This is a genomic window from Nitrospira marina, from assembly GCF_059568365.1.
In genome coordinates, this window is sequence record NZ_JCANTH010000001.1 from 3939017 (window position 1) to 3954578 (window position 15562).

Sequence of the window (15562 nt, forward strand, 5' to 3'; positions counted from 1 at the left end):
GTCCTATAGTGTCCTCTTGCGAAAAATGACTTTTTGAGCAAATCGCAAATCCACTTCTTGCGACCGACCTTCAATTTTATCCTTCACGGTGGGATACAACACCAAAAATCGTTGCCACTGGTCTTCCACCTCACGCCCGAATTGAAACCGGACATTGGGTAGATCCACGATCGTTGTATGAGGTTGCGACACATCAATCCGTGGTCTGCCCGAAAACTGCTGGGACAGTAACTCAGCAATGTGAATACCCTGCTTGGCGCGTCGATGGCCTTCGGCTTGGTGCTGTGTCATAAATGTGGAGGTCACCCCATCAACAATGGGCAATGTCGCTCCTGCCTGAACCTTCCCTTTCGGCAACAGATACCCTTCTGCATCCAGAAAATAGGGTTCGGTTGGTGATCTAAACACCGCTGCCGGCTGACGCTCAGTCACCTGGATCACCAGTGAATGGGGCAACACCCGCTCAAAGTCGACCGACCCAATCCACGGATGCGATTCCAACCGGGTCGCGAGCAGCTCTGAATCCACAGAGAACAAACTGGTCTGTGGCGCCAAGTCCAGCTTCGTCAAAATTTCATCGCGCGTGACTCGATCCAAACCCACAACCGTGATCTGTTGAATTTCCGTCCACTCATCCGCCCACCGCATCACCTGACGTCCTCCCACCACCACCACCACGATAAGACAGGCCAGGAGACCTCCGATCACGACACGTCGGACCCGCAAGGCTGTCGATGACGACTTCGCTTTCCCCGGTCCTCCGGTTTTTTTAAGGGGCCGGTTTTTTCGAGGCCGTTTCGTGTTAAGAGGTTCTCCCGATATCATAACGCAGAACTCCTGGTGCTCCTCATTTTCCCGGAGGACGGTACCATCCTTTTCGGTAGAGCTTCACGCAAAATCCGTTCAACCAGATCATCATAGTCCCACCCGATCTGTGCCGCTGCCATGGGAAGCAAACTCCGTTCAGTCATGCCGGGAATCGTGTTCAATTCGAGAATATACGGACGTCCGTTGGTATGAATGCGAAAATCGACTCGAGCGGCACCGCGACACCCTAACGCCTGATAGGCACGAAGGCTGTAATCACGGAGAGCGTTTTCCAGTTTTGAAGAAAGCGAAGCCGGACACTCATAACGAGTTGCCGCCTTTCCATATTTGGCCGTAAAATCGTAAAAGCCTCCGGGAACGATGATTTCTACGCCCGGTAAGACCTCGTTGCCAAAAACGCCCACCGCTATTTCCCTACCGGGAATATATTTTTCCACCACTGCCTGCTCCCCATATCGATAGGCTTCTTGCAAGGCCTCCTTCCATTGAGATGGCTTGCGAACGATCGAGACACCAAACGTGGACCCCTCCGCACAAGGCTTCACCACCACAGGCAAGCCTAAGCTGGGAGGTGGACGAACCGGGATCATTTTGCCGGATACGGTCATACCTGGCGGGACAGGTACCTTGGCAGCCTGAAGGACCACGCGCGTCAACCCCTTGTTCATGCAGACGGCACTCGCCGTCACGCCCGATCCGGTGTACGGCATCTTCATGACTTCCAACATCCCCTGAACCGTGCCATCTTCCCCTCCGGGTCCATGCAAGGCGAGAAAGGCCACCGAAATTTTTTTTGCCCGGATCTGATGTGGCAATGTGGTATCGACTTCAATGGGAATGACCGTATATCCACGTCGTTTCAACGCATCACAGATTGAACGCCCCGTCTTGAGCGAGATCTCTCTCTCAGCTGAAGATCCACCCATCAGCACACCGATTCGCAAAGATTTTTGTGTCATCATTCTCTGTGTCTTTACCTTGTGATAAGCCTTTCACTCTGACTGCATCTCTTCGTCACCCCCGTCAACCCTGGTCTCTACGATTCTCCAATAATTTTCCATTCAAGCTGAAGCCGGACTCCAAACTTTTTCGCCACGGTTTGCCGGACTTTTCGAATCAAGGCCAAGATCTGGTCGGCGGTGGCCGCTCCTCTATTCACAATAAAATTGGCATGTTTGGTCGATACTTCAGCATCACCAATCCGCACACCCTTTAATCCTGCGGCTTCAACTAACCGTCCGGCAGAATCTCCCGGCGGATTTTTAAACACGGACCCAGCATTCGGAAGGGTTAACGGCTGGGTCTCCCGCCGGTACTGCAGATAGGTTTTGGTTTTCGCCTCCACCTGCGCTTTATTCGAGAGAGCCAATTGGACCCACGCGCCAACGACGACGCCTTTGGGGAGCGTTGCCTTCCGATAAGCAAATGACATGTTGGAAGCCTCAACTCGTACGCGATGTCCACGAAGATTCACCAAATCAACGGCATACAAGACCTCCTGCATTTCCCCCAACCGCGTACCGGCATTCATCACCACCCCTCCACCGACGGTTCCCGGAATCCCCGCCGCCCACTCCATTCCGGACAGATGATGCCCAACCGCAAATTGCATCAGTCTGGGCAACCGCACGCCCGCCTGGGCATATACCACGTGACCGGCTTCCTCATGTATTCCGGTTAAGTGTTTCAATTGCATGACAATGCCTCGAATCCCTTTATCGCGAACAACCACATTGGTCCCGCCTAATACCACAAAGGGAATCCCTTCTGTTCGAGCCCCTACGAGCACGCGAATGACGTCTTCCACATCCAGGGGAAAGATCAAGACATCCGCAGGGCCGCCCACCTGCAACGACAGGAGAGGCGCCAGGGATTCGTTCCAGTGGACTTCTCCTTTCACATGCTGCACGGCTCGTTGAAGCCGTTTCGCTGTCAGTGTCAGACGGCCGGTCTTCACCTGTACAATCCTCGACTTCCATGACTCACCACATTCGGTTACAACGATTCCAACAATTCAGTTCCGACTTTCCAGACATCCCCCGCGCCAAGGGTCAACAGGACATCGCCCTCACGAAGCTCCTCACGCAATTTGGTGATCAAACCGGAGTCACGATTGAGCCATTGGACAGAGGGATGACCAGACGCCCGAATGGTATCGGCCATCATGTGTCCGGTGATCCCGGGGATCGGCGCCTCACCGGCGGGATAGATATCCATGACATACATGCGATCCGCCTGTTCGAACGCCTTAGCAAACTCGTCGGCAAGGTCCCTGGTTCTTGAAAACCGATGCGGCTGAAACACCACGATCAACGGGCGCTGCCACGCGGCTCGCGCAGCCGCCAAAGTGGCACGAATCTCGGTTGGATGGTGCCCATAGTCGTCCACCACCACGATGCCGTTTTTTTCTCCACGAATCTGGAACCGTCGCTCGACTCCGGCAAACGCCGCCAGCCCTGCCCGGATCAAATCCACGGGCACATCCAATTCCAATGCCACCCCGATGGCCGCTAACGCATTGGCCACGTTATGTACACCCGGAATACGAATGCGGAAGGGCCCAAGCTTTTGATCCCGGTAATGCGCCCGAAATTCCACACCCATCGCTTTGGTTTCAATATCCGTCGCAAACAAATCAGAGGTCAGCACACCCGAAAAATCACTCATGCCATACGTGTGATATCGCTTCACCACCCGAGGCAGGAGCTTGCGAATCCAGGGATCATCGGCACATACAATCGCCACGCCGTAGAAAGGAATCTTATTGATAAATTCTAAAAACGCCTCTTGAAGACCATCCATGTTTCCGTAATGATCGAGGTGCTCACGGTCGATATTCGTCACGACCACAATGGAGGGTGACAACCGCAAAAACGACCCGTCACTCTCGTCGGCTTCCGCAATCAGCAGATCACTCCGGCCTAAACGCGCATGGGTACCCATGGCATTCACCTTGCCCCCAATCACGAATGTGGGATCAAGGCCGGCTTGCGCAAGAATCGATGCGACCATCGACGTCGTGGTGGTTTTTCCATGAGCGCCGGCGATGGCAATGCCGTACTTCAATCGCATCAGCTCTGCCAGCATTTCCGCTCGCGGAATGACCGGGATCACCTTGGCCCGGGCCGCACGAATTTCAGGATTGGACCCGGCAATGGCCGACGACACCACCACCACTTGCGCCCCTTCCACATTCGATTCCTGATGCCCGATAAACACCGTGCCTCCCAATTCCTCTAACCGGCGGATCGTGTCAGACACTCCCACATCGGAGCCGGTCACCTTATACCCTAACGTGAGGAGCACCTCTGCGATGCCACTCATCCCGCTTCCTCCAATACCGACCAAATGAATGTGTTGAATTTTTCGAAACATAATGTTTTAGACTTCCAGGGTTGAAGAGAGGATCACCGAAGACGGTCAGTTGATGCGCCCCCTGCTGGGGACGCATGGCCTGTAGGTCTGGAGGTATCACCTCAATACCGAGTCGGCCTACCGGGCTCGCGACTTCCCCACAAGCCCTTCGCATGACACGACGACTATTTTGGATCTTCCAGACGTGGCCCTGACAGGACTTGCTCTTCATTCCCTGTAAGAGTCCCTCCTCATTAAAGATTGAATAGCTTCAGACAATGGTTTCACTTTGACTCTATTGCTTGTTCATCCGTGTCATATTTCCCCTGTGTCTCACGACGCGACCGGATGCCCCGCCAGTGAGAGGCATTCATTCACCATTTGCTCTGTGGCGTTGACTTTCCTGAGGATCCAGCTCTGTCCTGCCATTTCCTGTAGGTGGGGAATATCCAACATTAATCGTTCAATTTCTTCTGCCAGCCGCTGCCCGGTGAGGTCGGATTGCAGGAGTACTCGAGCCGCTCCGGCTGCTTCCATGGACCTGGCATTCATCTCCTGATGATTGTGTGTCGCCTGGGGAAACGGGATCAGGATTCCGACTTTTCCATATGCTGATAACTCAGCCAATGTGCTGGCCCCCGCCCGACAGACGATGAGATCCGCCTTGGCAAGTTCCTGAGGCATGTCAAAGAGAAAGGGGCGGACATCTACTTGAATGCCCAATTGTGCATAGCCGGCCTTGACCCGTTCGAAATCGTCCGCTCCGGTTTGATGGGTGATGGTCACCTGCTCCCGCAGCCTCGATGAAATCTCCACAGCCTTCATCATGGCCGAATTAATCGCCCGAGCCCCTTGGCTCCCGCCAAAGATCAACAGATGTGAGATCTTCTGCGGAGGAACCGGAGGTCGTTCCAAGGCAAAAGCCTTTCGAATGGGTGTGCCAATCACCTTGACTTTCGATGAGGAAAAGAACGGTTTTGCACTGTCAAAGGCTAGAAAGACTCTGTCGGCCAAGGGGCCCAACACCCGATTGGCCAATCCCGGCATGGCATTCGGTTCCAACAAGACTCTGGGAATATTCAACAGCCAGGCCGCCACGACCACGGGAGGACTAAAATACCCGCCCGTCCCAATGACCAGATCGGCTCGATGACCGCGGAGAATCTGGATCGCACGCCACAACGACTTCGGGAGCAGCATGAGGGAACGCACCATGCCAACCAGCCCTCGGCCCACAAAACCTTCAACCGTGATCGGTTCAAACCCAAACCCTTCTTTCCCTAGAATTTCTCCCTCTAACGACTTCCCCGTCCCGACAAACACAATGCTCCCTCCAGGGTCATGCTGTTGAAATTCCTTGGCATACGCGATAGCCGGAAACATATGACCTCCCGTCCCACCCGCAGCAATGACGACCCGCATTACACCATTCTCTTCACTTAAGGGCCGGCTCGTCCCTGTCGGGCCACACTCAGCAAAATTCCGAGAGCTAACATGGTGACCAGGAGCGACGACCCTCCGTAACTGACCAAGGGAAGCGTTAAGCCTTTTGTCGGCAACAGCCCACTCACAACGCCTGCATTGATCAGGGCCTGAACACCCAGGAGCATGGTAATGCCCAAAGCGAGATATCGCCCAAACAAATCAGGTGCCAAGGCCGCAACCCGAAATCCTTTACACACCAAAATGGCAAACAGGGCCAACAACCCGCAGGTTCCAATGAGGCCCAGCTCTTCTCCCACCAGGGCCAACACGAAATCGGTATGGCCTTCCGGAAGAAACATCAGCTTTTGCTTGCCCTGCCCAAGACCGACACCAAATAATCCGCCATTTTCCAAGGCCAGGATGGACTGGACAAGTTGGTAGCCTGCACCTTGTCGGTCCGCGAACGGATTCATAAATGTCGTCATGCGTTCCCATCGTTCAGGACTCATCCAAATGAGAGCACCCACACCCAAAATCAGCGGCCCGCCCAAATAGGACAAGTGCCGCACTCTCGCTCCGGCCAGATACATCATGCCGACGAACACCAGGCTGATGACGACGGTACTTCCTAAATCCGGCTCCACGACAATGAGCCCACACATGATGCCCACCATCGCCACAGGGGGAAGAAACCCTCGTTTCCAATCAGTGACTCGCCGTTGTGGATTGGAGAGAAACGCCGCGAGGTACAGCACAACAGCCAGCTTGGCCATTTCCGTGGGTTGAATGGAAAAAAATCCAAGTGCGAGCCATCGTCGAGCACCATTGATTTGAGGGCCCACAGCCAGGACCAGAAGTAATCCAACGATACATCCTCCGACAACCATGGGAATCCATTGCTTCCATTGGCGATAGTCGATGAAGGACCCGACCAACAGGACGCCAAATCCCAGCAGCATCCACACGATTTGTCGTTGGAGGTAATAGGTGGCATTGGTAAATTTATTTTCCGCCATAACTCCACTGGCACTAAACACCATGACCAATCCCCCAAGGGACAGTGCCAGGGTGATTCCCACGATCAGAGGATCGATCCGCTTGGAACCGATGCCCTGATTCCCAGGGAACAGATCCGCCCATGCCCGCGATTCCACATGGGAGTTTTTACGCCGCAAGATAGCTGGAATACCCATTTATTGAAGTTCTCCGACAACCCGCTTAAATTCCAGTCCGCGATGATGATAATTTCGAAACATATCGAAACTGGCGCACGCCGGGGAAAACAACACCACATCCCCACTGGACGCGAATGTCACGGCCTGGGACACCGCATCCGTCAAGCTGGTTGCGAGGGTCACCGGCTTGATCTGATCCAGGGCCTGAAGAATTTTCTGAGTCGCTTCTCCGATCACCACGACACCCTTGACCTGTCGTTTAATACTGTCAGCCAACTGCGAAAAATCACCGCCTTTGTCTTTTCCACCAAGAATCAAGACCAAGGGTTCTTGAAAGCTCTGTAAGGCTTTGAGGGTGGCGTCCACATTCGTGCCTTTTGAATCATTGACAAATGTGATGCCCTTCCACTCCCGAACCACCTCTAAGGCATGCTCAAAGGTCGGCGTAACCTGAAGAGCACGAACCATATCCTCTGCTGAACATCCACAGAGCAACCCGACACACATTGCCGCCATCGCATTTGCCACGTTATGGTCTCCGCGCATCGGGAGGGCATCACGTGAAGCGATGAAAAAATCCTTCCCGTGCATCCGTGCTCTCATCTCGCCTGCTTCGAGATACACCCCCTGATTCACTTTTTTGGTAAGACTGAATTCACAGACGCCTGCCCGTGCCGACAAGGCCAGGGTTCTCACCACAGGATCGTCCACATTAATCAGCGCCCAATCCTGAATCGTCTGATTTTCAAAGATACGCTGCTTGGCGGCCCGATAGTCTTCTTGAGTGGGATGTCGATCCAAATGATCCGGCGTCACATTTAACAATGCGGCAACCCAGGGCTTAAACAGGTGGATCGTTTCTAATTGGAAGCTCGAGACTTCTGCGACAATATACTCATAGTCCGGCCCAGGAAACGGGTCCGTTTGCTTACGCACCGCCTCACATAATGGAATACCCAGATTGCCGCCCACAAATGCCCGCTTTCCACAATGTTGCAGGATCGATCCAATGAGGCGTACCGTGGTACTTTTCCCGTTGGTTCCGGTCACCGCAATGATCGGAGCCCGAAGAAACCATCCGGCTAACTCAATTTCCCCAATAACCGGGATGCCCCGTTGGACAGCCTCCTGGAGAAGACGATGGTCTTTGGGGACCCCCGGACTGACGACCAGGAGGTCGAGGTCTCTCAACCCGTCGGCAACGTCATTCCCTCCGAACACTCGAACGCCTCGAAGACGGTACGCGGCGGACGCGGACTCAACATCCTGACTTGTGTGTTCCTCGACGATCGTCACCACCGCGCCAATGTCCAGAAGGAGATCGGCAGCCGCCCTGCCGCTTCGTCCGAGGCCAAACACCGTGACACGCTTGTTTGGCCAACTCGTAATGGGAAACACGGGAGTGACGTTCACGGCTTCCATGGCTCCACAGGGTTCCACAAAGATCCTCTGCTTAGCGTAATTTTAATGTGCTAATACTTAAGAGGCCCAAAATGATCGCAATAATCCATAAACGCACAACCACTTTGGGCTCTTCCCAGCCCTTCAGTTCGAAATGATGATGCAATGGGGCCATAAGAAAAATTCGCTTTCCCCTGGACTTAAACGATGCCACTTGAAAAATCACGGACACCGCTTCCATCACGAAAACTCCGCCAACCAGGATCAATAACAATTCATGCTTGCACACCACTGCCACCGTCCCTAAGGCCGCACCCAGGGGCAAGGATCCCACATCGCCCATGAAGACCGACGCGGGATATGTGTTAAACCAGAGAAAACCCAATCCCGCCCCAACAATGGAGGCCGTCAGAATGGCCAATTCCCCGGCTCCTTCAATATGAGGAACGAGCAGGTACCCGGAGACCAATTTATTTCCGACCGCCCAGGCTACCACCGAATAGGCCATCGCTGAAATAATGACCGGTCCGACAGCCAACCCATCCAGCCCGTCAGTGAGGTTCACCGCATTGGAACACCCCACAATGACCAGAACGGCAAATGGGATGTAAAAGACTCCTAAATCGGGAGTAAAGTTTTTAAAGAACGGCACACTGAGTTCCGTGGAATATCCAGGAGAAAGATAAAAAAAGAGCCCTATGCCCAACGCCACTCCTAACTGTCCAACGATTTTTTGGGTAGCCGTCAATCCCTTGGATTGGCCACGTAAAATTTTAATGTAATCGTCCACAAATCCGATCATCCCGAAACCCACAAGCGATAAGAGGACCAACCAGACATAGAAATTGGAGATATCCGCCCACAACACGGTTGAGAGCAATACCGAAAAGATGATGAGCAATCCTCCCATCGTAGGGGTACCGGATTTTCCCAGATGCGATTGCGGGCCATCAGTTCGTATTTTTTGCCCGAGTTTCAAGGTCTGCAATTTTTTGATCATGGGAGGGGCCAGAAAAAACACAATCAGAAAAGCGGTCACTGCCGCATAAATAATGCGGAAACTGAGATACCGAAAGACATTGAAGATGGCAAATTCAGTATGAAGGGGATAAAGCCAGAGATACAGCATTAGGATTTACTTTCTTCAGGTAGAGGGAAAGAAGCCTCGCCCAGATATTGTTGCTCATTCATCATCACTGTTAGACGTTTCACTCTCGAGGACTCCTTATGGCCCTGGTATCCAGCCCGATTCATGCAGCCTAGGACCCGGGGCGGACGGCGTCGAGCACTCGTTCCATTTTTGCTCCACGGGAAGCCTTAATGAGCACAGCATCCCCACGCTTCACAATGGTTTTCAGCAAAGCTCCGGCTTCCTTGGCATCTTTCACCACGGACACCTGTGTGGGTCCATGTACTTTTTGAGCACCTTCGAACATGTTGCGTCCAAACCCACCACAAGCAATTAAATGGGTGACATGGTGCTTGGCAGCATGGCGTCCTATTTCCTGATGAAACTGCGCCTCTTTAGGCCCCAACTCAAGCATGTCACCCAATACGGCGATCGTCCTTCGGGCAGCATTCAACTCAACAAGCGATTCCAACGCGGCTTTGACTGAAGCAGGGTTGGCGTTATAACAATCATAGAGATACAGCACTCCACCCCACCTGCGAATCTCCGACCGCATCGGAGCGGGGCGAAACTTTTGTAATCCCGAAACGATGTCATCGCCCGACAACCCCATGGCACAACCCACTGACGCGCCGGCCAGGGCATTGGCAATATTGTGCGGGCCCATGATTCGCACGCTGGCTCGTTTGGCCAATTTTCGATGAGGTAAGAACAGGCGAAATTCCGTTCTCCGTCCGTTCCACTCCAAGCCGGCCGCCCGAACATCCGCCTGAGCCGACATCCCGAATGAGATCACCGGACATTTCGCTTTCCGGGAAAACATCTTAAAATATCGGTCGTCTGCATTCAGAATTGCCGCACCATCAGTTCGAGGAAGCCAGTCCAATAGTTCAGCTTTCGACGTGGCCGACCTGGCCATTGTGCCGTAAAATTCCAAATGGTCTGGACCGACATTGGTGATTACCCCTGCCGTAGGCCTGGTCATGTCACACAATTGAGTCGTTTGCCCCACTTGATCCACCCCCATTTCAATGACGGCAGCCTGGTGTCCGGAGTGAAGACCCAGGAGCGTCCTGGGTACGCCTATGGCATTATTAAAATTCCCGTGCGTTTTATGGACGCGCCAGCGGGTCGCCAGCACCTGATACACCATTTCCTTTGTCGTCGTTTTTCCATTGCTGCCGGTAATGGCCACCACCGGGATTGAAAAGCGCAATCGATGGAATCTGGCTAAGTCCTGGTAAGCTTGCAAAGTATTGTTTACCGCCACCACCATGACAGGACCCGGACCAGCCTGACGTACTTGCGTCAACATCTCCCGGGCCTGCGCCTCCTCAACCACCACACCTCGGGCTCCCAGCTTGCAGGCCGTTTTCACAAATTCATGACCATCGAATTTCTCCCCTTTCAAGGCCAGAAACAAATCACCGGATTTAATCTCCCGCGAATCCGTTTGCACTCGAAGCATTCTCCCTTTTTGTGGACCCTGTAGGAGTAACCTCCCCTCCGTCGCATCGAGCACTTCGGTGATCTCGAAAGCTGCCATCTTGAATCGTCGGCCCTACCGGGAACCCATCTGTCGATGGATGGCCTTCCTGGCTTCTTCGCGATCATCAAAATGGATTTTTTGAGTGCCGAGAATTTGGTAGTCTTCATGCCCCTTCCCCGCAATCAACACCAGATCTCCGTCCCTGGCTTCTGAAACCGCGGCATGAATGGCTTCGGCTCGATCGGTAATGATCCGATAGGAACACCTTTCGTCCGGAAGCAGGGATTGAATGCCCAGTTCGATTTGAGTCAGAATTGTTTCGGGATTTTCCGTTCGTGGATTATCGGACGTGACGATCACCACATCGCTATGTCGTGCCGCAACCTGCCCCATCTTGGGCCGTTTTCCTGAATCCCGGTCACCCCCACAACCAAAGAGGGTAATGATGCGTCCTTTTGTAATGGCCTGTGCCGCTCGAAGCAACCGATACAGCGCATCTTCGGTATGCGCATAATCCACGACGACCGTAAATGGTTGGCCTTCATTGATGCGTTCGAATCGTCCCGGTACATTGGCCACTGACTGCACGGCTTGTTCAATCATCGGAACCGTCATGCCCATTTCCAGGCCAATTCCGATTGCAGCCAGCATATTCGACACATTATGTTCTCCCACCAACTGACTGTTGATTGTCAACGGGCCCTTGGGACTGTTCACCAGAAATTCCGTTCCTCCCATAGAAAGACGGACGGACTCGGCTTTGATGTCTGCGTGGGAATGAAGCCCATAGGTCCAGGTCGGAATGGAACAATATTGAAGAATCAGGGAAGCCCGTTCATCATCGGCATTGACGAGGGCTCGTTTGGGGCGGGTCTTCTGACCGCTATCGACGCATTCGGTAAATAAACGGAGTTTCGCCTGAAAATAGGCATCCAACGTGTGATGAAAATCTAAATGGTCTTGCGTTAGATTGGTAAACACGACGATGTCGAATTCACAGCCGGCTATCCGATCTAAGGCCAACGCATGGGATGAGACCTCCATGACCGCGACATCCATTCCGGCATTAACCATGGCGCTCAACATATTCTGTAGCTCGACAGGAGCCGGGGTGGTATGTGACGCCACACGTCGCTCTGTCCCGAACACATAGCCCACGGTCCCCAACAGCCCCACATGATGTCCTTGAGCTTCCAGCAGGGATTTGGCTAAATGCGTCACCGTGGTTTTGCCATTCGTCCCCGTGACCCCCACCATGTGCAGGTGGACAGAGGGCATACCGGAAAGTTTTGCCGCCAACAATCCCAAAGCCTTCCGGGAATTTGTCACTCGAATGAGCGCAGACGAGTTTCCTGCTAATGGTGGATTCTGTGTCTCAAACCCCTCCTCCACCACCACACCGACTGCCCCTTGCTTTTGAGCCAGTCTCACAAACTGATGTCCATCATAGTGCTCCCCCTTGATGGCCACAAATACTGAACCAGGCTTCACTTGTCGGGAGTCCTCGGTAACGGACAAAACCTCAGCCTGAAGATCCCCTTCACTTACCACCGTATCCAGTGAGGCAAGAAGCTCTTGAAGCGTCACAGATTACTGCACAATGGGCTGCGGTGAAGAAATTGGCGAATTGGCCGCAGCCGTCCGAATAACTGCGGATCCACCTGGCAACACTCCCAAATGGGGCAGGACGCGCTCTGCGACCTTTCGAAAGACCGGCGCGGCAATTTCCCCACCCCAGTTCCCAATCGTCGGCTCATCAATGACGACTAACATGGCAAGACGCGGGCGCTCGACTGGTGCAAATCCGACAAACGAGGCAATCACTTGTGAAGAAGAGTAGGACCCGGTTTTCGGGTCAATTTTTTGAGCCGTCCCCGTCTTTCCCGCAGCTCGATATCCGGCAAGCCTGGCACGCTTGCCCGTTCCTGCCTCTACGGCCATTTCGAGAATTCTAGTTAACGTGTCGGTTGTCTCAAGCGAAATGGGTCGCCGTTTGGGTTGCGGATCTTTGGTCAAGACAGCCTGTCCGTTTGAATCCAGGATCGAAGATACGACGTAAGGCGTCATCAGCCAACCACCATTGGCCACCACTGACATGGCTGTGACCATTTGAATCGGGGTGACGGCGATTTCCTGACCCATGGCAATGGAAGAAAGGCTTCGACCACTCCATTTATTGGGCTCTCGGAGTATCCCTGAAGACTCTCCCGGAAGATCAATTTCGGTTTTTTCTCCAAACCCAAACGCTTTTAAATATCGAAAAACCCGGTCTTGCCCTAATTCCATGGCGACTTTGATCGCACCCACATTACTCGATTGCGCCACCGCTTCGGAAAACGTCATCCAACTGGTTTTTGCCGGATCATGAACAATGGTCCCTGCCACCGACATCTTTCCATCACCCCCATAAATTAACGTGTCTGGAGACATCACCTGCTCTTCAAGCGCCGCCGCTGCCACCACAATTTTCAACGTTGACCCCGGCTCATAGGGATCCGTCACCAGTCGATTTCGCCAATCCTGAGTGGAAAACTGCCCTAAGTGGTTAGGGTCGAAGGTCGGATGCAGTGCCCACGCCAGAATCGCTCCGGTTAAGGGATCCATGATCACAATGCTTCCAGATTTCGCGCCGCTTTGCTTCAAGGCGTGGGCCAACTCCGCCTCCGCGATGAATTGGACAACCTCATCTATGGTCAAGGTGAGATGATACCCAGTCGACAAGGGTACAGAATCATGACTTGGGGGTGAGGCAAGCTTTCTGCCCAAAGCGTCCCTTTGGTATTTCACCAGGTTTTTTTCACCCCGTAGATAAGATTCATATTGAAGTTCCACCCCTTCTAATCCCTGGCTATCAATTCCGGCAAACCCCACGAGATGAGAAACCAATTCTCCCTTGGGATAAAAACGATGTGGCTCTTTGGTCAATCCCAATCCGGATATATTCAACGCCTCCACTTTCTTAACGACCGGTTCCGGAATATTGCGTTTAACCCAAACGTATGGCTGATTTCGTGTGAACAAATCGCGTAATTCCTTAACCGGCATTTGTAAGATCGGCGCTAAGGATCGGGCAACCCGTTGTGGATCATTCAAGGACGGCGGCCTCACATACAATGAGGACACTTCAACATTGAGAGCCAGTGGATGACCTTGTCGATCAACAATGACCCCTCGATCCGGCTGAACGATCACAGTCTTTTCGTGTTGCTGTTGTGCCTGATGAGCACCAACGTCCGCTTGAAGGACCTGTAGGTAAAACAGTCGGCAACCAATAAGCACAAACCCGCAAAGGAGACCCAAGCAGACAATGCCACTTCGGATCCGACAGACGGGATGAATGTCCTGAGATGGCGTTTTCACGGAAGGCTCACGACGGTATTGTCATATTCACGGACCAAACGCACTGGAAAATTTCCACCCGATTCAGACTGGGGTAACGTATCCAGCGAGACCATAACGATCTGTCCTTCCTGAGCCACGGTGAGTCCCAATTGACTTTGCGCCCGTTGGGCCACTCGTTGCGGATCCGTTAACTGCGACAGCCGAACCTGCAAGCCTTCTTGCTGTTTTTTGAAAACCGCACGCTGAGTTTCTAACTCTTCAATGGCATACCCCAGTCGCCACATGTCTATCTTGACCCCAACATAAAGCAGACACCACACCCCCAATAGAATCATGACGCCAAGGAACACGTTTTTCCTCATAGGGTCTCTCCTTCCGGAAGGCGCTCGGCCACACGTAACTTAGCGCTTCTGGCACGAGGATTATGTTGTATTTCCGACACACTCGGAATCACAGGCTTCTTGACCAGCAATGCAACTTTTTGATGCTCTTTCTGCGCTAGAGAGCGAAACGTCTGCTTTACAATACGATCTTCTAACGAGTGAAATGCGACGACACACACCCTTCCCCCATTCTTTAACAGGTCAATGGCATCCCGGAGAGCCGGCTCGAGCAAGTCCAATTCACGATTCACGCGTATCCGAAGCGCCTGAAAGGTTCTGGTCGCAAAATGTAAGCGCCCCTTTTTGTAGGCAAAAGGAAGCGCACCATCAAGGATAGATACCAAGGCCTGCGTGGTCTGAATAAGACCGGAGCTTCTGGCCTGCACGATTGCACGGGCAATTCGACGGGAATACCGTTCTTCACCGTAGGTAAAAATGACATCCGCTAACTCTTTTTCCGGAAGACGATTCACCAGATCAGCTGCTGTTACTTTCTGGGTTTGATCCATTCGCATATCCAATGGCCCACTCAGGGAAAAACTAAATCCACGCTCTGCCTGGTCCAACTGAAACGAGGACACCCCTAAATCAAACACAACCCCGTCAACCTTCTCATAGCCAGACTCCTGAACAAAATCTCGAATGTGGGAGAAATTCCCATGTAATATATTTACAGACGATTCATATTCACTTAATGTCTTCTTCGCAAGAGCAACGGCCTGATAATCACGGTCCAAACCAATAATATGAGCATTTTTTCCGGTTTTTTCCAGTATCTTCAGCGACGTTCCACCAATCCCCACAGTACAATCAACATAGATCCCACCCGGAAGCGGATTAAGCCAAAAGCAGATTTCCTCTACGAGTACGGGTATATGAACATCATTCATGCACAGCTTGTTTCATTTTTACAATATATGTGGAAATCATCCCACTTTCTCCCACATCTGGAAGTATACAACCCTCGCCTATGATGTCAAGCACTCAGAAAAGGTTGTAATAAGGTAGGAGTTAGGGAATAAGAAATTTAGTAGCC

At 52.7% G+C, this 15562-nt stretch carries 13 protein-coding genes; all 13 read right to left on the reverse strand.

The annotated features are described in order from the left end of the window. Window positions 1–3: 3 nt before the first annotated feature. Entirely contained in the window at window positions 4–825 is an 822-nt protein-coding gene (locus LX98_RS17045) for an FtsQ-type POTRA domain-containing protein (protein WP_496430004.1), read from the reverse strand. After that, window positions 822–1790 (reverse strand): D-alanine--D-alanine ligase, encoded by a 969-nt coding sequence (locus tag LX98_RS17050; protein ID WP_496430005.1) that lies wholly within the window; start codon window positions 1788–1790, stop codon window positions 822–824. The genes LX98_RS17045 and LX98_RS17050 overlap by 4 nt, the downstream gene beginning before the upstream one ends. Window positions 1791–1864: 74 nt before the next feature. Beyond that, entirely contained in the window at window positions 1865–2785 is a 921-nt protein-coding gene (gene murB, locus LX98_RS17055; protein WP_496430006.1) for a UDP-N-acetylmuramate dehydrogenase, read from the reverse strand. A 38-nt stretch (window positions 2786–2823) separates the two neighbouring features. After that, window positions 2824–4203: a UDP-N-acetylmuramate--L-alanine ligase gene (murC, locus tag LX98_RS17060; protein WP_496430007.1), complete on the reverse strand. Its 1380-nt coding sequence runs from the start codon at window positions 4201–4203 to the stop codon at window positions 2824–2826. A gap of 312 nt (window positions 4204–4515) precedes the next feature. Then, entirely contained in the window at window positions 4516–5604 is a 1089-nt protein-coding gene (gene murG, locus LX98_RS17065; protein WP_496430008.1) for an undecaprenyldiphospho-muramoylpentapeptide beta-N-acetylglucosaminyltransferase, read from the reverse strand. Between the two features lie 17 nt (window positions 5605–5621). Beyond that, the gene (gene ftsW / locus LX98_RS17070; RefSeq protein WP_496430009.1) at window positions 5622–6800 is read right to left on the reverse strand and encodes a putative lipid II flippase FtsW; all 1179 of its coding nucleotides are present in this window, start codon (window positions 6798–6800) and stop codon (window positions 5622–5624) included. Beyond that, entirely contained in the window at window positions 6801–8222 is a 1422-nt protein-coding gene (gene murD / locus LX98_RS17075; protein WP_496430010.1) for a UDP-N-acetylmuramoyl-L-alanine--D-glutamate ligase, read from the reverse strand. A 13-nt stretch (window positions 8223–8235) separates the two neighbouring features. Further along, window positions 8236–9312 (reverse strand): phospho-N-acetylmuramoyl-pentapeptide-transferase, encoded by a 1077-nt coding sequence (gene mraY, locus LX98_RS17080; protein ID WP_312646141.1) that lies wholly within the window; start codon window positions 9310–9312, stop codon window positions 8236–8238. Between the two features lie 130 nt (window positions 9313–9442). Continuing rightward, window positions 9443–10858: a UDP-N-acetylmuramoyl-tripeptide--D-alanyl-D-alanine ligase gene (locus tag LX98_RS17085; RefSeq protein ID WP_496430011.1), complete on the reverse strand. Its 1416-nt coding sequence runs from the start codon at window positions 10856–10858 to the stop codon at window positions 9443–9445. Window positions 10859–10873: 15 nt separating this feature from the next. Continuing rightward, window positions 10874–12388, reverse strand: coding sequence for a UDP-N-acetylmuramoyl-L-alanyl-D-glutamate--2,6-diaminopimelate ligase (locus LX98_RS17090; RefSeq protein ID WP_496430012.1), 1515 nt, complete (start codon window positions 12386–12388; stop codon window positions 10874–10876). 3 nt (window positions 12389–12391) lie between these two features. Further along, window positions 12392–14161, reverse strand: coding sequence for a penicillin-binding transpeptidase domain-containing protein (locus LX98_RS17095; RefSeq protein ID WP_496430013.1), 1770 nt, complete (start codon window positions 14159–14161; stop codon window positions 12392–12394). Continuing rightward, on the reverse strand, window positions 14158–14505 hold the full coding sequence (locus tag LX98_RS17100; RefSeq protein WP_496430014.1) for an FtsB/FtsL family cell division protein: 348 nt from the start codon (window positions 14503–14505) through the stop codon (window positions 14158–14160). Before LX98_RS17100 ends, LX98_RS17095 begins: the two co-directional genes overlap by 4 nt. After that, on the reverse strand, window positions 14502–15422 hold the full coding sequence (gene rsmH / locus LX98_RS17105; RefSeq protein ID WP_496430627.1) for a 16S rRNA (cytosine(1402)-N(4))-methyltransferase RsmH: 921 nt from the start codon (window positions 15420–15422) through the stop codon (window positions 14502–14504). Before rsmH ends, LX98_RS17100 begins: the two co-directional genes overlap by 4 nt. Window positions 15423–15562 lie beyond the last annotated feature (140 nt).

What these genes read in the sequence shown, in the direction of transcription:
- LX98_RS17045 (WP_496430004.1), bottom strand. Translation starts at nt 825, where the DNA reads ATGATATCGGGAGAACCTCTTAACACGAAACGGCCTCGAAAAAACCGG.
- LX98_RS17050 (WP_496430005.1), bottom strand. Translation starts at nt 1,790, where the DNA reads ATGATGACACAAAAATCTTTGCGAATCGGTGTGCTGATGGGTGGATCT.
- murC (WP_496430007.1), bottom strand. Translation starts at nt 4,203, where the DNA reads ATGTTTCGAAAAATTCAACACATTCATTTGGTCGGTATTGGAGGAAGC.
- murG (WP_496430008.1), bottom strand. Translation starts at nt 5,604, where the DNA reads ATGCGGGTCGTCATTGCTGCGGGTGGGACGGGAGGTCATATGTTTCCG.
- ftsW (WP_496430009.1), bottom strand. Translation starts at nt 6,800, where the DNA reads ATGGGTATTCCAGCTATCTTGCGGCGTAAAAACTCCCATGTGGAATCG.
- mraY (WP_312646141.1), bottom strand. Translation starts at nt 9,312, where the DNA reads ATGCTGTATCTCTGGCTTTATCCCCTTCATACTGAATTTGCCATCTTC.
- LX98_RS17085 (WP_496430011.1), bottom strand. Translation starts at nt 10,858, where the DNA reads ATGGCAGCTTTCGAGATCACCGAAGTGCTCGATGCGACGGAGGGGAGG.
- LX98_RS17100 (WP_496430014.1), bottom strand. Translation starts at nt 14,505, where the DNA reads ATGAGGAAAAACGTGTTCCTTGGCGTCATGATTCTATTGGGGGTGTGG.